Source organism: Pseudomonas sp. HS6 (genome assembly GCF_023375815.1).
GTDB lineage: Bacteria > Pseudomonadota > Gammaproteobacteria > Pseudomonadales > Pseudomonadaceae > Aquipseudomonas.
Genome location: NZ_CP067412.1, coordinates 5,802,200 through 5,821,565 on the forward strand (window position 1 = coordinate 5,802,200; position 19,366 = coordinate 5,821,565).

22 protein-coding genes are annotated in these 19,366 nt (G+C 60.4%); 10 read left to right on the forward strand and 12 right to left on the reverse strand.

The window, feature by feature from the left end:
• The first annotated feature begins 84 nt into the window (after positions 1-84).
• Positions 85-387: a hypothetical protein gene (locus JJN09_RS26385; RefSeq protein ID WP_007953977.1), complete on the forward strand. Its 303-nt coding sequence runs from the start codon at positions 85-87 to the stop codon at positions 385-387.
• 53 nt (positions 388-440) lie between these two features.
• Here JJN09_RS26385 and JJN09_RS26390 read toward each other — a convergent pair whose 3' ends face one another.
• Genes JJN09_RS26390 through JJN09_RS26400 form a run of 3 tightly spaced genes read right to left on the reverse strand, consistent with a single transcriptional unit; the run spans position 441 to position 4,288 of the window.
• Positions 441-1,742, reverse strand: a complete 1,302-nt coding sequence (locus JJN09_RS26390; RefSeq protein ID WP_249484393.1) for a cytochrome c — start codon at positions 1,740-1,742, stop codon at positions 441-443.
• A gap of 12 nt (positions 1,743-1,754) precedes the next feature.
• Positions 1,755-3,539, reverse strand: coding sequence for a GMC family oxidoreductase (locus JJN09_RS26395; protein WP_249484394.1), 1,785 nt, complete (start codon positions 3,537-3,539; stop codon positions 1,755-1,757).
• Between the two features lie 2 nt (positions 3,540-3,541).
• The gene (locus tag JJN09_RS26400; protein ID WP_249484395.1) at positions 3,542-4,288 is read right to left on the reverse strand and encodes a gluconate 2-dehydrogenase subunit 3 family protein; all 747 of its coding nucleotides are present in this window, start codon (positions 4,286-4,288) and stop codon (positions 3,542-3,544) included.
• A 298-nt stretch (positions 4,289-4,586) separates the two neighbouring features.
• On the opposite strand from JJN09_RS26400, the gene JJN09_RS26405 reads away from it, so the two are divergent.
• A complete protein-coding gene (locus JJN09_RS26405; RefSeq protein ID WP_249484396.1) occupies positions 4,587-5,231 on the forward strand; it encodes a dual specificity protein phosphatase family protein in 645 nt (214 codons plus the stop codon).
• Positions 5,232-5,240: 9 nt separating this feature from the next.
• Here the strand turns inward: JJN09_RS26405 and JJN09_RS26410 are convergent, their stop codons facing one another.
• The 3 genes from JJN09_RS26410 to prlC form a co-directional block, all read right to left on the reverse strand.
• Positions 5,241-7,283 carry a M3 family metallopeptidase gene (locus tag JJN09_RS26410; RefSeq protein ID WP_249484397.1) on the reverse strand — a complete coding sequence of 681 codons (2,043 nt, stop codon included), beginning with the start codon at positions 7,281-7,283 and terminating at the stop codon, positions 5,241-5,243.
• 112 nt (positions 7,284-7,395) lie between these two features.
• The gene (locus JJN09_RS26415) at positions 7,396-7,686 is read right to left on the reverse strand and encodes a YheV family putative zinc ribbon protein (RefSeq protein WP_007953955.1); all 291 of its coding nucleotides are present in this window, start codon (positions 7,684-7,686) and stop codon (positions 7,396-7,398) included.
• Positions 7,683-9,761 carry an oligopeptidase A gene (gene prlC / locus JJN09_RS26420; RefSeq protein WP_249484398.1) on the reverse strand — a complete coding sequence of 693 codons (2,079 nt, stop codon included), beginning with the start codon at positions 9,759-9,761 and terminating at the stop codon, positions 7,683-7,685. Before prlC ends, JJN09_RS26415 begins: the two co-directional genes overlap by 4 nt.
• 62 nt (positions 9,762-9,823) lie before the next feature.
• Here prlC and JJN09_RS26425 point away from each other — a divergent pair, with 62 nt between their 5' ends.
• Both JJN09_RS26425 and JJN09_RS26430 read left to right on the forward strand, forming a co-directional pair.
• Positions 9,824-10,369, forward strand: coding sequence for a gamma carbonic anhydrase family protein (locus tag JJN09_RS26425; protein ID WP_064379538.1), 546 nt, complete (start codon positions 9,824-9,826; stop codon positions 10,367-10,369).
• Between the two features lie 28 nt (positions 10,370-10,397).
• The gene (locus JJN09_RS26430; protein WP_096822449.1) at positions 10,398-11,048 is read left to right on the forward strand and encodes an HAD family hydrolase; all 651 of its coding nucleotides are present in this window, start codon (positions 10,398-10,400) and stop codon (positions 11,046-11,048) included.
• 3 nt (positions 11,049-11,051) lie between these two features.
• Here the strand turns inward: JJN09_RS26430 and JJN09_RS26435 are convergent, their stop codons facing one another.
• Positions 11,052-12,137 carry an aminopeptidase gene (locus JJN09_RS26435; protein ID WP_249484399.1) on the reverse strand — a complete coding sequence of 362 codons (1,086 nt, stop codon included), beginning with the start codon at positions 12,135-12,137 and terminating at the stop codon, positions 11,052-11,054.
• Positions 12,138-12,196: 59 nt separating this feature from the next.
• On the opposite strand from JJN09_RS26435, the gene JJN09_RS26440 reads away from it, so the two are divergent.
• Together JJN09_RS26440 and JJN09_RS26445 are read left to right on the forward strand one after the other, a co-directional pair.
• Positions 12,197-12,619, forward strand: coding sequence for a hypothetical protein (locus tag JJN09_RS26440; protein ID WP_249484400.1), 423 nt, complete (start codon positions 12,197-12,199; stop codon positions 12,617-12,619).
• Positions 12,620-12,659: 40 nt separating this feature from the next.
• Positions 12,660-13,079, forward strand: coding sequence for a hypothetical protein (locus tag JJN09_RS26445; RefSeq protein ID WP_249484401.1), 420 nt, complete (start codon positions 12,660-12,662; stop codon positions 13,077-13,079).
• 6 nt (positions 13,080-13,085) lie between these two features.
• Here the strand turns inward: JJN09_RS26445 and JJN09_RS26450 are convergent, their stop codons facing one another.
• Complete coding sequence (locus JJN09_RS26450; RefSeq protein WP_249484402.1) at positions 13,086-13,325, reverse strand: DUF1161 domain-containing protein; 240 nt, start codon at positions 13,323-13,325, stop codon at positions 13,086-13,088.
• A 102-nt stretch (positions 13,326-13,427) separates the two neighbouring features.
• Entirely contained in the window at positions 13,428-13,859 is a 432-nt protein-coding gene (locus JJN09_RS26455; protein ID WP_249484403.1) for an OsmC family protein, read from the reverse strand.
• Between the two features lie 243 nt (positions 13,860-14,102).
• Here JJN09_RS26455 and JJN09_RS26460 point away from each other — a divergent pair, with 243 nt between their 5' ends.
• Positions 14,103-15,104 carry an LLM class flavin-dependent oxidoreductase gene (locus tag JJN09_RS26460; protein ID WP_039764807.1) on the forward strand — a complete coding sequence of 334 codons (1,002 nt, stop codon included), beginning with the start codon at positions 14,103-14,105 and terminating at the stop codon, positions 15,102-15,104.
• A 78-nt stretch (positions 15,105-15,182) separates the two neighbouring features.
• On the opposite strand, the gene JJN09_RS26465 is transcribed toward JJN09_RS26460, so the two are convergent.
• Positions 15,183-15,407, reverse strand: coding sequence for a DUF1161 domain-containing protein (locus JJN09_RS26465; RefSeq protein ID WP_249484404.1), 225 nt, complete (start codon positions 15,405-15,407; stop codon positions 15,183-15,185).
• A 128-nt stretch (positions 15,408-15,535) separates the two neighbouring features.
• Entirely contained in the window at positions 15,536-15,751 is a 216-nt protein-coding gene (locus JJN09_RS26470) for a dodecin (RefSeq protein WP_003220389.1), read from the reverse strand.
• A gap of 156 nt (positions 15,752-15,907) precedes the next feature.
• On the opposite strand from JJN09_RS26470, the gene JJN09_RS26475 reads away from it, so the two are divergent.
• On the forward strand, positions 15,908-16,234 hold the full coding sequence (locus tag JJN09_RS26475; protein ID WP_007953918.1) for a YqjD family protein: 327 nt from the start codon (positions 15,908-15,910) through the stop codon (positions 16,232-16,234).
• On the opposite strand, the gene JJN09_RS26480 is transcribed toward JJN09_RS26475, so the two are convergent.
• The gene (locus JJN09_RS26480) at positions 16,207-17,124 is read right to left on the reverse strand and encodes a LysR family transcriptional regulator (RefSeq protein WP_249484405.1); all 918 of its coding nucleotides are present in this window, start codon (positions 17,122-17,124) and stop codon (positions 16,207-16,209) included. The two genes, JJN09_RS26475 and JJN09_RS26480, sit on opposite strands and share 28 nt — an antisense overlap.
• Positions 17,125-17,236: 112 nt before the next feature.
• On the opposite strand from JJN09_RS26480, the gene trpB reads away from it, so the two are divergent.
• Together trpB and trpA are read left to right on the forward strand one after the other, a co-directional pair.
• Complete coding sequence (gene trpB, locus JJN09_RS26485) at positions 17,237-18,469, forward strand: tryptophan synthase subunit beta (protein ID WP_249484406.1); 1,233 nt, start codon at positions 17,237-17,239, stop codon at positions 18,467-18,469.
• Entirely contained in the window at positions 18,469-19,281 is an 813-nt protein-coding gene (gene trpA / locus JJN09_RS26490; RefSeq protein ID WP_007953915.1) for a tryptophan synthase subunit alpha, read from the forward strand. The genes trpB and trpA overlap by 1 nt, the downstream gene beginning before the upstream one ends.
• The last annotated feature ends 85 nt before the right edge of the window (positions 19,282-19,366 follow it).

Genomic DNA, 19,366 nt, shown 5'->3' on the forward strand with positions numbered 1-19,366 from the left:
TTGGCTGTTCGTTTACTGTTCAAGTTCGTAGTATCCACTCCGCTTCACACCACTTGACTATATAAAAGACAAAAGGATTTGATGATGTCGTTTTTTAATTCGCGCGGTATTTTTCTGCAACTCATGCAGCCCGGCCCATCGGAGCCTAATACACTGGTTTCCATGCAACTGGCGCGTAAGGAGCTGGGCTGGGATGCCGAGGCTGGCGTACAGACTGAAATGCTGGTGGACCCGATTTTTGTCACCGCGACCTCCCGGGATGGCGGCCATACCTTCAGCATCGGCCGTCTGGAGCACGATGTGGATCGCGACGGTGAAATCGGTGAGCAGGATCGAGCCAAACTGGTTGCGCTGGCCAAAGCTTACGCCAGTATTACCAATCCGTAACAGCGATTGAGTGAACAATCCCTGCATGATTTCTCATGCAGGGATTGTTGCGCTTAGTTGTGGCTTGTTACTTGTCCAAGATCACCGGCTGATGTTGTAGTCATATCGTCGGTGCGTAACTTGGAAACTTCTTTCGCGGTGACAGTGGAGCCCTTGTTACCCCAACTTCCACGAATAAAACTCACGACATCCGCCACTTCCTGATCCGACAATCGCCAGGCGAAGCCGGGCATGGTGAAGGTGGACGGTGCGGTGTGCGTCGCAGGCAGTGTGCCGCCCTTGAGCACGATGTGGATCAGTGAGGTCGGATCTTCCGATTGCAACACCGGATTGCCCGCCAGCGCCGGGAACACCCGGGTGTAGCCGTGGCCGTCGGTGCGGTGGCAGGCTGCGCAGTTGTCGATGTACACCGACGCACCGCGCTGACTGTCGTCACCGTTCCACAAGGCTTTGGCGGCTTTCTCGTCGTACTGATGCGGCTGGTCGGCAGGATCATTCGCCGGCAGTGACTTCAAGTAACGGGCAATCGCGGTCAGGTCGGCGTCGGTCATGTACTGCATGCTGTGGGTGACCACGTCGCTCATGCCGCCGAACACTGCGCTGCGGTCGCTGCGGCCAGTCTTGAGGAACTGCACCAGTTGCTCTTCGCTCCAACTGCCGAGACCATCCTTGTGGTCGCCGCGCAGGCTCTTGGCGATCCAGCCTTCCAGCGGCGCACTGCCTGACAGAAAACTGCTGCCTTCGGTCGCGTTCAGGGATTTTTCCTGCATGGTCAGGGCCCGTGGCGTATGGCAGGCGCCGCAATGTCCGAGGCCTTCCACCAGATACGCCCCACGGCTGACGACAGCATCGTCCGACGCGGGTTTGTAGTCCTCGACCTTCGGCGCGAACAGCCAGCGCCAGCCCATCAGCGGCCAGCGCATGCTCAATGGCCACGGGATGTCGCTGGCCTTGTTCTCCTGCACCACCGGTTCAACGCCGTGCATGAAATAGGCGTAAAGCGCCTGCATATCATCCTGACTGACACGGGCGTAGGACGGGTACGGCATCGCCGGGTACAAGGTACTGCCATTTTTGGCCACGCCATGACGCACAGCCTGGTCGAACTCCTCGAAGCTGTAGCCACCCAACCCGGTGTTGTCCGGGGTGATGTTGGTCGAATAAATCGTGCCGATCGGAGTTTCCATCGGCAGACCACCGGCGAACGGCTTGCCGTCCTTGGCCGTGTGGCACGCCACGCAGTCACCGGCACGGGCGAGGTATTCACCTTTTTTGATCAAGGATTGATCAACTTCGGCGCCATAAAGGGAAGCGCTGCCGAGCAGCGCCAGGGTCGCGATAACGAGAGTCTTCATGGTCATCGCTCCTTAAGCCTGAACCAACGGGCCGGGGTTTTTCAGGTATTGCTCGCGGATCGCTTTCGCCGACCAGTAGGTCAGCGCGGCGACCAGCCCGGTCGGGTTGTAACCCAGGCCCTGCGGGAACGCCGACGCACCCGGTACGAATACGTTGTGCACGTCCCAGCTCTGCAAGTAGCGGTTCAGTGCGCTGGTCTTCGGATCGGTGCCCATGATCGCGCCACCGTTGAGGTGGGTGGTCTGGTAGGACGCAGTGTTGAAGTGGTCGCCGACTTTCTTGCCGATCACGGCGATGGCTTTCGGGCCCATAGCTTCGGCGACTTTGCCCATTTTCTCGACCATGAAGCGATTCATCTTGATGTCGTTTTCCTGCCAGTCGAAGGTCATCCGCAGCAGCGGCAGGCCGTAGGCATCGCGGTACACCGGATCCAGATCGAGATAGTTGCCACGGTAGGACTGATGCGCGCCGTGTGCGTCCATCGACACCTGGTGGGTGTAGTAATCGGCGGTCGCGCGTTTCCACGCACTGCCCCAGGCCGGGGTGCCCGGCGGGTTGGAGGTGCCGGCGATCGGCCGGCTGCCGGCCTGGTTGACCCACATTGGCGAACCGCCGACGAAGCCGTGTGGCCCGTGGTCGAAGTTGTCGGCGTTGAAGTCGTCCAGCGCCACGCCGTTACCGCCGGCGCCGATGAAGTTGTTGGTGTGAGTGTCCTTGTCGAAGAACGCCTTGATGGTCGCCATGTTCTGGTAGGCGAAGTTACGCCCGACCACGCCTTCACCGCTGATCGGGTCGTACGGTTTGCCGATGCCGGAGAGCAGCATCAGTCGTACGTTGTGCAGCTGGAACGCGCCGAGGATCACCAGATCCGCCGGCTGCTCGATCTCACGACCCTGGCCGTCAATGTAGGTGACGCCGGTGGCCTTGGTTTTCGTGCTGTCGAGGTTGACCCGCAGCACATGAGCGTTAGGCCGCAGTTCGAAATTCGGCAGCGGTTTCAGCGCCGGCAGAATGTTCACGTTCGGCGAGGCCTTGGAATACATGTAGCAAACGTAGCCGCTGCAGAAGCCGCAGAAGTTGCACGGGCCCATCTGCGCGCCGTAAGGGTTGGTGTACGGCCCTGACGTATTCGCGGAAGGCAGGTTGTAGGGTTTGTAACCGACTTCGGTAGCCGCTTTGCCGAACAGCTGTGCGGAAACCGTGTTCTTCTGCGCTTCCAGCGGAAACGGGTTCGAGCGATCCGGCGCGTACGGGTTGCCGCCCTTGCCCTGGCCGACCAGTTGGCCTTTCACGGTCCAGGCTTGGCCAGAAGTGCCGAAGACTTTTTCGGCGAAATCGAAGAACGGTTCCAGCTCTTCATAGCTGACGCCGAAGTCCTGAATGGTCATGTCCTTGGGGATGAAGCTTTTGCCGTAACGCTCTTCGTAGTGGCTGCGCATGCGCAGCTCGATCGGGTCGACCCGAAAGTGCACGCCCGACCAGTGCAGCCCGGCGCCGCCCACGCCATTGCCCGGCAGGAACGCGCCCAACTGACGGTTCGGCAGAGCAATGTCGTTGACGCTGTGACGGATGGTGACGGTCTCTTTGGAGATGTCCTGGAAGAGTTTTTTCCGCACGCTGTAGGTGAGTTCGTCGATCACCTGGGGATAGTTGCCGTCCGGGTAGGTGTCCTGCATCGGCCCGCGTTCCAGCGCCAGCACGTTGAGCCCGGCTTCGGTCAGCTCCTTGGCCATGATCGCGCCTGTCCAGCCGAAACCGACGATCACTGCGTCGACCTTCTTCATTACCGTTGCCATGCTCACGCCCTCTCGCCGCGAATCGAAACTGCCGGGAAGGGGTATTGCTCGTTGCGTTCCACCCAATCCATGAAATCGGCGCGGGCGCCGGGGAAGCCGATCATGGTCCAGCCGACCATGCCTTTATTGCCACCATGGATCGGATCGCAGAAGAATCCTTCCTTAGTGTTTTGCAGCAGAAGATTGAAGAAAATCTTCGCCGGAACGGCGTCGAATTGCGGTTTCCCAGCCTCAAGCTGCTTGAGCAAATCGTCTCGGGTAGCGCTGTCTTGGTCGACAAATGTTTTGCCATTGAGGGATTTTGCCCACTGATCCGTGGCGGCGATGCCGAGGCGATAGATCTCTTTTGGCACCAGTTTGCTCTGCCAGCCCATCTCCGGCGCAGCGTCGGCGTTGAACGGTCCTTGCATGTACCAGAGGGCACCGGCGGCGTACGGGGTGTTCATCTGACGGTCGATGTATTCCGGAACGCCAGCTTCGAGAGCGCCAGGACCTTGGGCATCGTTTGGGATCAACTGCGCGACGGCGGCATTGATGAACGCCCACTCTTCGGCGGTGAAATAGCTCGGCTGATAGACGCCTGCGTCAGCGACGGCCGGTTTTGCCGGTGCAGCAGGCGGTGCGCTTTCCGGGGCGGCTTGCAGCACGCTGCTGCCCAGGCCGGTTCCGGCGAGGGTGACCACGGGAATCAGAGTCAGGGATTTGCGCAAAAACTCACGCCGCGGGTTGTCTCGATCTTGATCAGACATGGGGTGTACCTCATCAGGCATTGATGGTTATCAGCCGCTTCTGGGGACGGCTTTTGAGTGGTCGGTTGCGACGTGGTCGGAAATGACCCGGAAAAGGGGGACGCGTCCGCAACATGATGTGACAAATGGTAGCAGCCTAACCAACCGGATGAATCGATTCAGCCGAAAAAAAGCCCGGATTTGCGACGAAGAATGTCCTTGGCTTCACGTTTCTTTGACAAACGCCTCACAGGGATTTGACTGGACAACCCTCAAGCTGCGGCCCTCACTGACGAATCCCACACGGTCACCGCACAGCATGTCCTTGAAGCGTTTTTCCTCCGCAATCTGTTTCTCGCTGTTTGCCCTGCTCGGCTCGATCACGGCCCATGCCGCAGATGCGCCGGTTTCTCGTCCTCCGGAATGGGCGCAACCGGTCGAAGTGAAATACAACTTCTTTCAGATGTCGCCCACGCTTTATCGCAGTGCGCTGCCGGATTCCGGTGCCGTGCCGTTGCTGCAAAGCCTGAAAGTGGGCACGGTCATCAACTTTCTGCCAGAAGCGGATTCGAGTTGGCTGAACGCCCCCGGCATCAATCAGGTGCAACTGCCGTATCGCACCAATCACGTCGATGACAGCGACGTGCTGAAGACCTTGCGCGCGATTCAGACCGCCGAAACCAACGGCCCGGTGTTGATGCATTGCAAGCATGGCTCCGACCGCACCGGCCTGATGGCCGCGATGTACCGCATCGTGGTGCAAGGCTGGAGCAAGGAAGACGCCCTGAATGAAATGACCCAGGGTGGTTTCGGTGAAAGCGGTCACTTCAAGGACGGCGTTCGCTACGTCATGCAGGCTGATGTCGAAAAACTGCGTACGGCGCTGGCCAATGGTGATTGCAGCACCAGTGCGTTCGCTACTTGCTCGATGAAGAGTTGGTTCCAGACCGTCAATCTGAAGTAATCCACTGGATCACTCCGCAAAGAAGGTCGGCGGGTCGGCGTGAAGAATTTCACCGACTGGCCGGCCGACGAACGCTTTCACCGCTTCCAGCAAGGGGCGCCCGGCCCCGGGTGCAAAGAACGTTTCGCGCAATGCCCGGCCGGTTTGCGCGTTGAACACCCAGTCACGGCTGAAACGCTTGAACGCCTCTTGAGCCAGCACTCCCGACCAGATATAGGCGTAAACCGACGCGTCATACTGGGTCACCATGTAATCGAAACCATTGGCGAACCGGTGACCGTCCGGTAGTTGCAGGTGAGCCATTGTCCTCTGCACGTCGGCGCAAACCGCTTCGACAGAGCGCCCATCGCCGTGGGTCAGGTGCAGCTCGAAATCGATGATCGCGCCCATCAGCAGCAATGCTTTTTGCCGGCTGGCGTGGGCCTGGCTGGCTGTCAGGGCGGCGTCGACCCGTGAGGCGCTCAGGCGTTCACCAGTCTGGAAATGCGCGCCGAGCCACAGCACAAACTCCCGCGACTGACACCACTGCTCGAACAACTGACCGGAAAACTCCGCGGACTCATGGCGCAGTTGCAGGATGCCGGACAGGGTGTGATGAGGTGAACGCGTCAGTACGTGCTGAAGGCAGTGGCCAAATTCATGAAAAAGTACTCGCAGGTCGTCGAGATCGAGCTGACACGGATGGGTGTCCGTGGGCGGTGTGAAGTTGCTGGAGAGCATGGCAATCGGCAGTGCCGGGCGACCTTCGGCATTGATCCGGCGGTTGCGTAGCGTGGAGGCGCCGGGGAAGTCCGCGGCGTTGTCGCGGTGAAACGGGTTGAGGTAGATGTAGCCGATGACCTGCTCGTATTCGCTGATTTCCAGCAACCTCACATCGTCATGCCAGTGCCTGCCGCCGATTCGCTCGACGATACGGATCCCGAACATGCGTTCACAGAACAGGCAGAGCCGGCGCAGGGTGCCCTCCAGCGGGAAGTAATCTCGCAGGTTGTCCAGCACACCGGGAAACTGCTGCTGGCGCCATTGTTCGGCGAGAAAGTCTTCATCCCAGGGCTGAATCCGGTCGATTCCGCGTTTCAGCGCAAAGGCGGCCAGTTGCTTGGCGTCCTGATCGAGAGCAGGCGCCAACTGCACAACCTGGCGCTGGAGAAAACCACTGACCCAGGCTGTTGTCCCGGTCATGTTTTTTGCCAGACTCAGTTGCGCGGCGTTTTCGTGGCCGAGTAAATGCGCTTTCTGTTGGCGCAAGGCAAGCAACGCCGTCAGCACCGGGCCGTTATCGAAGCGGCCGGCCAGTGGACCTTGATCGGAGGCTCGGGTCATGTAGGCAACGCAGCACTCCTCCCGCAGCGCGCGGTTATCGGCGTATTTGAGGATGTGATTGCAGGTGTTCTGATCCAGGCGGATCAGCCAGCCGTCATGGCCGGCCTCGTGTGCGTTCAACGCGAGACGCTCCTTCAGAGCGGGGGACAGGCCGGCGAGCAGTGCCGCATCGTCGACCCGTTTGCTCCATGTCCCGGCCCAGCGCTCCAGGTTGTCCAGAAATACGTATTCCAACCCACCGATCTCGCGGTTCAACCGCGCCAGTTCCTGTTGCTGCGCGGTGGCTAGCTCAATGCCTGACCGCCTGAATTTGCGCAATATCCGCGTCAGGGCAATTTTGCGCGACTCGTCGAAACTGGCCGCGATCGAACTCTGCGCCAGCCGCTGGTAGGCCTCGTACAACGGGCGGTTGCGGGACTTTTCGGATCGATACTGATTGATCGCCAGATGCGCCTTGGCGCTTTCTACGAGCCAGGCGGCATCGTCGGACCTGACCGTCGACAACGTTTCAAGAATCGAGCTGGCCTCACCGAGACGGGCATCCGCTTCGTCGATGCTCAGCACCAGATCATCCCAGCCGGGGTGCTCGATCTGACTGGCGATCACTTGCGCAATGATTTGTCGGTTGTCGGCAATGATGCTGTTGATCGCCGGCAGCAGATGCTCGGCGCGAATATCCGGCCAGGGCGGCAGGGTCCAGCGTTGCAGGAGGGGATTAGGGTCGGACATGGCAGCTTCCTTCGAGGCGTGGCGGAAACGGCCAGCCTACGAAGCAAGTGCGGGGGACAGGTGTTAAGCCAATACCACCTTCCACCGGGATTCGGTAGAAGGTGGTTCTGGATCAGTGTTGCTCGTCGGGCTTTTTCTTCAGCTTCGGATTCGGGAAGAACTGCACCGCCTGAACCGTTTTGTCCGGGGCCGGCTTGAGCGCGCTGGTATTGACCCGCGTGCCCAGCTCTTTTGGAACCGACAGCCCTTGAGCATTCAGCGTATCGCTGTAGCCGCACGCCACACATTCGCGGTGCGGAACGTCGTCCTCGCTCCACATCATCAGCTTGTCCGGCTCGCTGCACGCCGGGCAGACGGCCCCGGCGATAAAGCGTTTTTTGGTCTTCACAGGTGCCTCACTCATGCTGCCGCGTCCTCACTCAGGCCGCTGTGGCGCAAGAGTGCGTCAATCGATGGCTCACGGCCACGGAAGTCGACGAACAGCACCATCGGTTCCTGCGAGCCGCCGCGGGCCAGGATTGCCTCGCGGAAGGCGCGACCGGTGTCGGCATTGAGCACGCCGTCTTCTTCGAACTTGGAGAAGGCATCCGCCGACAGCACTTCTGCCCACTTGTAGCTGTAGTAACCCGCCGCGTAACCGCCGGCGAAGATGTGCGCGAAGCTGTTCGGGAAGCGGTTGTAGGCTGGAGGACGCATCACCGAGACTTCGTTGCGTACGCCTTCAAGCACCTGCGCGACACTGCGGCCGTCACCGTGAGTGGCGTGCAGCTCGAAGTCGAACAGCGAGAACTCCAGCTGACGCACCATCATCAGGCCGGACTGGAAGTTCTTCGCTGCGAGCATTTTTTCCAGCAGGTCCTGCGGCAGCGGCTCACCGGACTCGTAGTGGCCGGAAATCAGTGCGAGACCTTCCGGCTCCCAGCACCAGTTTTCCATGAACTGACTCGGCAGCTCGACTGCGTCCCACGCCACGCCGTTGATGCCCGATACGCCGGCATGCTCGACGCGGGTCAGCAGGTGATGCAGGCCGTGACCGAATTCGTGGAACAGGGTGGTCACTTCATCGTGGGTCAGCAGCGCAGGCTTGCCGCTGTCGGCCGGGGTGAAGTTGCACACGAGGTTGGCCACCGGGCTTTGCAGCACGCCATCGATGGTGCGGCGACGGTCGCGGGCGCCGTCCATCCAGGCACCGCCGCGCTTGTTGGCGCGGGCGTAGAGGTCGAAGAAGAAGCGGCCGACGTGCTGGCCGTTTTCCTTGATCTCGAACAGGCGCACGTCTGGATGCCAGGTGTCGAAGCCTTTCAGTTCGGCGATTTCGATGCCGTACAGACGCTGAACGATGGCGAACAGGCCGCCCAGCACTTTGTCGATCGGGAAATAGGCGCGCAGGGTTTCCTGGGCGACGCTGTAGCGTTGTTCACGGAGTTTTTCACCGTAGAAACCGCTGTCCCAGCTTTGCAGATCGGCACAGCCTTGCTCGGCGGCGTAGGCCTTGAGCTGTTGCAGATCCTGGGCGGCAAACGGTTTGCTGCGCTTGGCCAGATCGCGCAGGAAGCTCAGCACCTGATCGCTGGACTCGGCCATTTTGGTCGCCAGGCTCAGCTCGGAGAAGCTGGAGAAACCGAGCAGTTTTGCCAGCTCCTGACGCAGGTCGAGGATTTCGCCCATGACCGGGCCGTTGTCGTTCTGGCCGGCGTTCGGGCCTTGATCCGACGCACGGGTGCAGTAGGCGGCGTAGACTTCTTCGCGCAGCGCACGGTCCTGGGCGTAGGTCATCACCGCGTAGTAGCTCGGGAATTCCAGGGTGATCAGCCAGCCGTCGAGGCCTTTGGACTGTGCGGCAGCAGCCATTTGCGCCTTGGCCGAATCGGTCAGCCCGGCGAGGGCGACCTCGTCGGTCAGGTGCTTGGTCCAGGCCTGTGTGGCGTCGAGCAACTGGTTGGAGAAGCGGCTGCCCAGCTCGGACAGCTTGCTCTGTACTTCGGCGTAGCGCTTCTGTTCGGCTTCCGGCAGGTCGATACCTGACAGGCGGAAATCGCGCAGGGCGTGTTCCAGAATGGTTTTTTGCGCCACGTCGAAACCGGCGGCTTCCGGGCTGTTGGCCAGGGCTTCATAAGCCTGGAACAGCTCGCGGTTCTGGCCCATCTCGGTGGAATAGGCGCTCAGGGCCAGCAGGCACGACTCGTAGGCTTCACGCAGTTCGGCGCTGTTGCACACGGCATTGAGGTGGCTGACCGGGCTCCAGGCAGCGCCCAGGCGATCATTGAGTTCGTCCATCGCCAGCACCAGCCCGGCCCAGGTCGGGTTCTGGCCCTGAGTCTTGAGGATCTCGGCGATGGCGGCGCGGTTGTCGGCCAGGATGGTTTCGATGGCCGGCTGCACGTGTTCGGCACGGATCGCGGAGAACGGCGGCAGGTCGTAGGACTGCAGAAGAGGGTTGTTCACGCTCACGGTTGGCACCTTGGCTGGAAGAAACATGCGCCCATCTTAATTACAATCGACACCCACCGCAGCTATCGGCGACAGAGAGAGAACTAATCGTGTCCCTTCGCAAGTACCAGAATCACACCCCACGCTTGAGCCAAGGCGCTTTTGTCGACGGCTCCGCGGTGGTGATCGGCGACGTTGAAATCGGTGAAGACAGCTCCGTGTGGCCGCTGACTGTGATCCGCGGCGACATGCACCGCATCCGTATCGGCGCACGCACCAGCGTGCAGGACGGCTGCGTGTTGCACATCACCCACGCCGGCCCGTTCAACCCGGACGGCTTCCCGCTGCTGATCGGTGACGACGTGACCATCGCCCACAAGGTCATGCTGCATGGCTGCACCGTCGGCAGCCGCGTGCTGATCGGCATGGGCAGCATCGTCATGGACGGCGCGGTGGTCGAGGACGACGTGATCATTGGTGCCGGCAGCCTGGTGCCACCGGGCAAGCGCCTGGAAAGCGGTTTCCTGTACGTCGGCAGCCCGGTGAAGCAGGTCCGCCCGCTGACCGACAAGGAAAACGCCTTTTTCACCTACAGCGCGGCGAACTACGTGAAGCTCAAGGACCTGCATCTGGCTGAAGGCTACGACCAGCTCTGACTTTTCTCTCTACTGCTCGGGATTTTTCATGCATTACCAGACCGTACTGTTCGACCTCGATGGCACCCTGACCGATCCGCGCGAGGGCATCACCCGCTCCATCCAGTTCGCTTTGAGCAAGCTTGGTATCGATGAGCCAGACCTGACCAAACTGGAACACTTCATCGGCCCGCCGCTGTTGCAGGCATTCATGCAGTTTTATGGTTTTGATGAAGCCAAGGCCTGGGAGGCTGTGAATTTCTATCGCGAGCGCTTCAAGGTCACCGGGCTGTACGAAAACCGGGTGTTCGAGGGCGTCACGCCGCTGCTGGAAACTCTGAGTGGCCAAGGTCGGCAGCTGTATATAGCGACCTCAAAACCGTGGGTGTTCGCCCGGGAAATCGCCCGGCACTTCGATTTCGCCAAACACTTCAAGGTGATTTACGGCAGCGAACTGGACGGCACCCGCACCAACAAGGTCGAGTTGATTGCCCACCTGATCGCAGAAGAGGGCCTGGATCCGGCCAATACGCTGATGATCGGTGACCGCAAGCACGACCTGATCGGTGCACGCAGCAACGGGCTGGATGCAGCGGCCGTGGGATATGGTTTTGGCAGTCATGAAGAGCTGAGCGCTGAAGCGCCGGCTTATCACTTTGAAACCCTGGCCGAGTTGCATCAGGCGTTTTTGCAGCGCTGATCGTCAATCGGAGCGAAGGGCGGCCAGCTTACGCAGGGCTGCCTTTCGCTGGTCAGCTGGCAATCCGCCCAGTTTCTCGACCTGTGCATAGAACTTCAGCCAGTCCCCATCGACCTGCCTGAACAAGGCAGCAAACGCCGGCACCCACTGGTCGTATAGCCCGAACGGCAACAGTCGTGCGTTGTTCAACGGCGCATTGACCCAGGCGTCGTAACGTTTGTCCCCGGCCCATTGGCTGTCACGCATCGCCCGATAGTCCCGGCGAAACCGTTCGAACTCGACAGCCTTGCGTTCGCGCATCTGTTCGACGGGCATCGACTGAGCGTACAGCTTCGCCAGCCTGCCACGAGTGTCGAGGATCAGTTGAATGAACTGATCGCGGTGTTTGAGCTGGGCATCGTTCTCTGGCGGCAAACCACGAAACGTCCGCCACTGCCGGGTGCCTTCCTGCTCGACAAAGGTCGCGTAGGACTCGTTGAACTCGGTGTCGTCCTTCACATAGAAACGTTGGTGGCCCAGCTCATGGAAGATCAGCGTGGCCAACCGTTCGTCGCCCCATCCCATCATCGAGTTGAGGATCGGGTCATTGAACCAGCCCAGGGTCGAATAGGCTTCGACGCCGCCAATCGACACGTCCATGCCTTGCAGGCGTTGAATCGCCGCTTCGCCCCGCGCCGCGCTCTGGCTGTAGTAACCGCGATAGGCCACGCACCCGGCAATCGGAAAGCAATGGTTCTGCGGGGTCAAGGAAAACTCCGGGGTGGCGAACACGTTCCACACCACGTACGGGCGATGGATATCGGCGTAAAGGCGATAGCTCTGGTTATCCGGCAGGTGCAGGTGTTGGCTGGCGAAGTCCCGGGCCTTCTGCGACTGGGCCAGGTGGGCGCGCAGTGTCGCGTCCCGGCTCGGGTCGGCGATCACCTTGGCCACCGGTTCGCGCGCCCGCAGCAATTGCAGCTGACCACTGGCCAACTGACTGTAATAGCTGACGCTGGAACAACCGTTGAGCAGCAAAAGCAATGTGCTCGGAAACAAAACCCGCAAAACGCGATCAAGTAACCCAAGGCTTGGAAACGGCCTGATCACAATAAGAAACCCCCCGGAAAGTCTGATCGCAAGACTATCCCGCCCATTGGAGCTCCGCCATGCGCATGTTGATACTGACGGGAGGCCTGCTGACGCTGGCCGGTTGTGCCGGATTCGGAATGCCTTCGCCCGACCCCACGCAAGCCTGGATCGATCTGGATACCAGGCAACAGGACACGGCGCTGCAAGCGTTGGAAGTCGACAGGAAGGCTGCTGTCGACAAACGTTACTTCGAAGTACAACCCGGAAGCCATGAATTGAAGGTGCGCTACCAGTTTCCGGTAGAGGCGACCAACATCGGCCCCGACGCCGAACCGCTGTGGCGCGATTGCCAGTTGAACGTGACATTCAAGGACTTCAACGCCGGCCAGCGCTATCAACTTCAGGCCGGCAATATCGGCTTCCGGCCGTGGGCCAAGCTCTATGACCAGCAGAAAAATGTAGTCGGCCAAGGCAAACCGGCAGGCTGTCAGCGCACCTGATCGGCGTTATGCTGGATATCCGAATTCACGGACATTCATCATGCGCAAGACGATGCTGTTGCTGATTGCCGGCGTGCTCGCCGGTTGTCAGACGCCGATGCCCCCGGTCGACCCCAACATGGCTTGGGTCGAGTTCTCGACGCCGACCCCGGGCGGAAAACTGCTGATGGCCGAACGTCTCGACAAGCAGCGCCTGACTGACGGACGTTTTTTCCAGGTAACGCCCGGCAGCCATGAGTTGCTGGTGCGTTTCGATTTCGAGGCGCCTGGTGGAGGGGGCGGAATGTTGAACGACCCCGTGGAGCGCCTGTGCTACCTGACCATCCGCTTCGACCATTTCGAAGCGGGTCAGCGTTACGTGCTGGAGGGCCGCTCCCTGATGTTTACTCCCAGTGCCCGGCTGTATAACGCCAAGCGGGAAATCGTCGCCGAGGATCGCGACACTTATTGCGCCATCTAGCCTGAGTCAGCGGTCGTTCTTCTGATAGATGATGGCTTTTGTCCCGTAGTCGCAGGTGCCGACGATCATGGCGACGTCATGCTTTTCCGCTTCCTCTTTGGAGACTATCTCCAGCGTGTAGGAGGGCACGGCATTCGCCTGAATCTTGATTTCGATCTCTTTCTTGAGTTCTTCGCAATCTTTTGGCGCCGCGAAGGCCGACGTTGCCAGCACGCCACAGATAACCGCCAAAGCAAAACGTTTCATGGTTGAAGCTCCTGGGAGCAGCGCGCACGAAGATGCGCGAAAGCTGCTGTCATTTATTCGACCACATTTTTGCCTGGCGGGTTCTGATTCGGCTCAAGTCAATCAGCTGACCAGTGACGCCTCCAGACTGATCTTCGCGTTCAGCACCTTCGACACCGGGCAACCTTCCTTGGCCTTGTTGCTCAGCTCTTCGAACTGCGCCTGGGTGGCGCCCGGAATCTTTGCCTTGAGGATCAGCTTCACCGCAGTGACCGCGAAACCGCCGTCAACTTGGTCGAGGGTGACTTCCGCCTGGGTGTCGATGCTTTCGGCCTTCAGGCCGGCGTCGCCGAGGATCATCGAGAACGCCATGGAGAAACAGCCGGCATGGGCGGCGCCGATCAGTTCTTCCGGGTTGGTGCCTTTGCCGCCCTCGAAGCGGGCCTTGAACCCGTAGGGTGCTTCCCGCAGAACGCCGGTTTCGGTGGAGATCGAGCCGATGCCGGTTTTCAGGTCACCTTCCCAATGTGCGGATGCCTTTTTCACGATAGCCATGTGTGCCTCCTTCAATTCGGGCGCGAAACGCCGCGCCATCAGGGTTTCTGCTTGCAAGGCTTCTGAGGATAGACGCCGGGACAAAGTTCAGCTCATCTGAATCGTTGACTTTTTTAGTAGGAAATTTCGGATCGGCTATTGAAACTCGGGTATATGCCCTTATTGCACAGAACACGCTTATGAATTGGGCAGGTTTGCGTTCGTCAGGAACAAACCTGCGCCCTCAATCGGAGATGCAGGTTTATGAAGCAACTGTCCGACGTAAAGTTTTCCACTCTCGATCTGGTGCCTGTGCGCGAGAACGGCAGCCCGGCCCAGTCGCTGCGCAACTCGCTGGATCTGGCGCAGCATGTCGAAAAGTTCGGCTACACCCGGTTCTGGGTCGCCGAGCACCACAACATGGACGGCATCGCCAGCTCCGCGACTTCGGTGTTGCTGGGCTATCTGGCCGGCGGCACCTCGACCATCCGTGTCGGCTCTGGTGGCGTGATGCTGCCCAACCACGCGCCGCTGGTGATCGCCGAGCAGTTCGGCACCCTTGAAAGCCTGTATCCGGGGCGGATCGACCTCGGCCTGGGCCGTGCCCCTGGTTCAGACCAGATGACCGCACGCGCCCTGCGCCGTGAGCGCTCTGGCAGTGCCGATGATTTCCCGGAAGACGTCGCCGAGCTGGCGCGTTTTCTCGGCCCGCGTACGCCGGATCAACGTGTGATCGCGATGCCGGGCACCGGTACCAACGTGCCGATCTGGCTGTTGGGTTCCAGTCTGTTCAGTGCGCAACTGGCAGGTGAGCGCGGTTTGCCCTACGCCTTTGCCTCGCATTTCGCACCGCGCTTCATGCACGAGGCGATTCGCGTCTACCGCAACCACTTCAAGCCATCGGCGGTGCTCGACAAGCCGTACGTGATGCTCGGCGTGCCGCTGGTAGCGGCCGACACCGATGAGCAGGCCGATTATCTGGCAACGTCGGTTTACCAGCGAATTCTCGCGCTGATGCGTGGGCAAAGTCTGGTGCAGCGTCCGCCGGTGAAAACCATGGACGGCCTGTGGCTGCCTCACGAGCGCGAGGCGGTGGGCGATTTCCTCGGTCTGGCGATGGTCGGCAGCCCGCAGAAAATCCGGGCAAAACTTGAGGTGCTGATCGAACAGACTCAGGCGGATGAGCTGATCTTCACCTGCGACCTGTACGAACACGCCGATCGCCTGCATTCCTACGAGTTGCTGGCGCAGGTGATGAAGGGCTGAGGTCTGAGAGTTGTTCACAAAGATAGCCGGGTACAAAAAAGCCGACGCATTGCGTCGGCTTTTGCATTTCAGGCGCGATCAACCGCGCTTGTAGACGATTTCCTTGGTGCCGCCCTCGCACTTGCCGACGACCTTGCCGCCCGCTGCTGCACCTTTATCGACGATTTCCAGCGAATAACCGGAGACGTGTTTCGCATCCAGTTTTGCCGCGATTTCGGCTTTCACTTCTTCACAGGGCTTGCCGGCAGCAAAAGCACCACCCGCAAGGCTCAACAAACCTACAGCCAACATGAACTTCTTCATCGGTCGCACTCCCTGGTCGGATTAAAAGAGGCGGGCATCGAGCGATCTACCCGATGCGCTCACCCTGTAGCGCTTTGCCATTCCTATGGCACTCGGCCAGCGCGCAAGTTCAGAAGCGTAGACCAAACTCAGCTGCTGGCAATCCGGAACCCGACTTTCAGGGTCACTTGAAAGTGGGCAGCCTTGCCGTCCTTGATGTGGCCACGGGTATCGACCACTTCAAACCATTCCAGATGCTTGATGCTCTTGTTGGCCTCGGCCAACGCATTGTTGATAGCGTCTTCGATGCTACTGGTGGACGAACCGACCAGCTCGACTTTCTTGTAGGTGTGATGGTCACTCATGGCGATCTCCTTGACGTGTGGAATTGAGCCTAGCAGCGATTTGCGCTGTTGATTTCGGTCGTCGGGAGAAACCGGAGTTCAGATTTTCTGCACTTTCCAGAACCCGTGAAGTCCCAAACAACACACGCCACTCATCACCAATGCAGGAGAGCCACCATGGCCAACACCTCGTTACGCAAAGCCTCGTTGCAAAGCATGGAAGCGGAGATCGAGAGTCTGCTCAAGTCGTTGGAAAGCCTGAAAGACGACGCTTCGGACGAGTCGCGCAAGACCCTCAAGGCGCTCAAGGGCAACGCCGAAAGTGCGCTGAAACATTCGCGCAGCTTGCTCAGCGATGCCTACGAAGAAGTCAAAGTCAAAACTCGCGAAACCGGGATCGCCACCCGTGATTACGCGCAGGAACATCCGTGGACGACCGCCGGTGTCGCGGTCGGTGCATTGGGTCTGCTGGCCGCTTATTTGCTGTTCAAGCGCGGCGAGTGATCCGCCTGGCGTAGCTCGTTCCTGAGCCACTGCGCCAGTTGCCGGGCGCGTCCGTCTGCGGCGCGCTTGGGTAGCCACAACGCCAGTTGCGCCGGGGTTTCGCAAAAACCCCATGGCGCGACCAGGCGCCCGGCCTTCAAGTCTTCGGTCACCAACGGTTCCGGCGCGATCGCCACGCCCAATCCGGCGACGGCCGCCTCCAGCAAGTAATACAAATGCTCGAAACCTTGCCCCAGCTTCAACGCCTTGGCGTCGAGGCCGCATTGCTGCGCCCAGCTCGGCCAGGCTTGCGGGCGTGAGGTTGTGTGCAGCAAGGGTTCGCCCAGCAGGGCAGTGGGCGGCGCCGATTGCAGTTGCTGGTAGCCGCTGAACAGCGGGCTCATGACCGGGCCGATGCGTTCGCTGGCCAGCTCGTACACCTGCATGTCGGCTGGCCATGGCGGCTCGGCGAACAGCAGCAATGCATCGAGTCCCGGGCGTCGTGGATCGAGATCGCCTTCTCCGGCCGACAGGTGCAGACGCAAGTCCGGCAGATCGGCATTCAGCCTTCCCAGTCGCGGAATGAACCAGCGCGCCAGCAGGCTGCCGGAGCAGCCGAGCACGAACGGTGCATCAGCGGTGCTTTGGGTCAGCTCGGCGCAAACGCTGCGCAAGCGGTCGAACGCCTCGCCGCTGGCATCGCGCAGACGGATACCGGCATCTGTGAGTTTCAAGCCGCGACCGTCCTTGACGAACAGGCTGACGCCAAGGTGCTCTTCAAGCACCTTGAGCTGGCGGCTGACTGCACCGTGGGTGACGTGCAGCTGCTCGGCGGCCTGGCTGACGCTGTTCAGCCGGGCGGTGGCTTCGAAGGCGCGAAGGGCATTCAGCGGGGGAAGGTCATGGCTCATGATATCTGTGAGTTTTCCTGACAGGTTGTGGCGATCTTATCGGTTTTCAGCCTGCAAGGTCAGGGGTAGAGTGAACGCCATTGCCTTCTCCTGAAATCCGCTGGAGCGAACCATGACCCAGACTTCGAACACCTCCGATCTGCGTAACGGCCCTGACGCCAACGGCCTGTTTGGCTCGTTCGGCGGCCGTTACGTTGCCGAAACCTTGATGCCGTTGATCCTCGACCTGGCCCGTGAATATGAAGCGGCCAAGGAAGATCCGGCGTTCAAAGAGGAATTGGCCTACTTCCAGCGCGACTACGTTGGACGTCCAAGCCCGCTGTATTTCGCCGAGCGCCTGACCGAGTTCTGTGGCGGCGCCAAGATCTACCTCAAGCGCGAAGAGCTGAACCACACCGGCGCGCACAAGATCAACAACTGCATCGGCCAGATCCTGCTGGCGCGGCGCATGGGCAAGAAACGCATCATCGCCGAGACCGGCGCCGGCATGCACGGTGTGGCCACCGCCACCGTGGCCGCGCGTTTCGGTCTGGACTGCGTGATCTACATGGGCACCACTGACATCGAGCGTCAGCAGGCCAACGTGTTCCGCATGAAACTGCTGGGCGCCGAAGTGATTCCGGTGGTCGCCGGCACCGGCACCCTGAAAGACGCAATGAACGAAGCGCTGCGTGACTGGGTGACCAACGTCGACAGCACCTTCTACCTGATCGGCACCGTGGCCGGCCCGCACCCTTACCCAGCCATGGTTCGCGACTTCCAGGCCGTGATCGGCAAGGAAACCCGCGAGCAACTGCAAGCTCAGGAAGGTCGCCTGCCGGACAGCCTGGTGGCGTGCATCGGTGGCGGTTCCAACGCCATGGGCCTGTTCCACCCGTTCCTCGATGACAAGAGCGTCGAGATCATCGGCGTCGAAGCCGCCGGTTACGGCATCGAGACCGGCAAGCATGCGGCCAGCCTCAATGGCGGCGTACCGGGTGTGTTGCACGGCAACCGCACTTTCCTGCTGCAGGACGACGATGGCCAGATCATCGACGCCCACTCGATTTCCGCTGGCCTCGACTATCCGGGCATCGGCCCTGAGCACGCGTGGTTGCATGACATCGGCCGCGTCCAGTACACCTCGGTGACCGATGACGAAGCCCTTGATGCGTTCCACAAATGCTGCCGCCTCGAAGGGATCATCCCGGCACTGGAAAGCGCTCATGCGCTGGCCGAAGTGTTCAAGCGCGCACCGAATCTGCCGAAGGATCACCTGATGGTGGTCAACCTGTCCGGCCGCGGTGACAAAGACATGCAGACCGTCATGCACCACATGGAACAATCGAAGCAGGAGAAACACTGATGAGCCGCCTGCAAACCCGCTTTGCCGAACTCAAAGAACAGAACCGCGCCGCGTTGGTGACCTTCGTTACCGCCGGTGACCCGGATTACGACACTTCGCTCGCGATCCTCAAGGGCCTGCCGAAGGCTGGTGCCGACGTGATCGAATTGGGCATGCCGTTCACTGACCCGATGGCCGACGGCCCGGCGATTCAGTTGGCGAACATCCGTGCTTTGGGCGCCAAGCAGAACCTGATCAAAACCTTGCAAATGGTCCGCGAGTTCCGCAAGGACAACAGCGACACGCCGCTGGTGCTGATGGGTTACTTCAACCCGATCCACAAGTTCGGTGTCGAGCGCTTCATCGCCGAAGCCAAAGAAGCGGGTGTTGACGGCCTGATCGTGGTCGACATGCCGCCGGAGCACAACTCGGAGCTGTGCGATCCGGCCCAGGCTGCGGGCATCGACTTCATTCGCCTGACTACGCCGACCACTGACGATGCACGTCTGCCGAAAGTGTTGAACGGCAGCTCCGGTTTCGTTTACTACGTGTCGGTTGCCGGTGTGACCGGTGCCGGTGCCGCGACTCTGGAGCACGTCGAGGAAGCGGTGGCGCGTCTGCGTCGTCATACCGACCTGCCGATCAGCATCGGTTTCGGTATCCGTACACCGGAGCAGGCTGCGTCCATCGCGCGTCTGGCCGATGGCGTGGTGGTGGGGTCGGCATTGATCGATCACATCGCCAATGCGACCACACCGGACCAGGCCATCGACGGCGTGCTGAGCCTGTGTTCGGCGCTGTCCGAAGGTGTGCGTAAGGCTCGCGTCAGCTGAAGGTAAAGTTCCTGATACAGAGGAATTAGCGCCTCGCGGCACAGACTAATTGAGCAAGACCGAGGGATTCAGAACCACGTTCTGA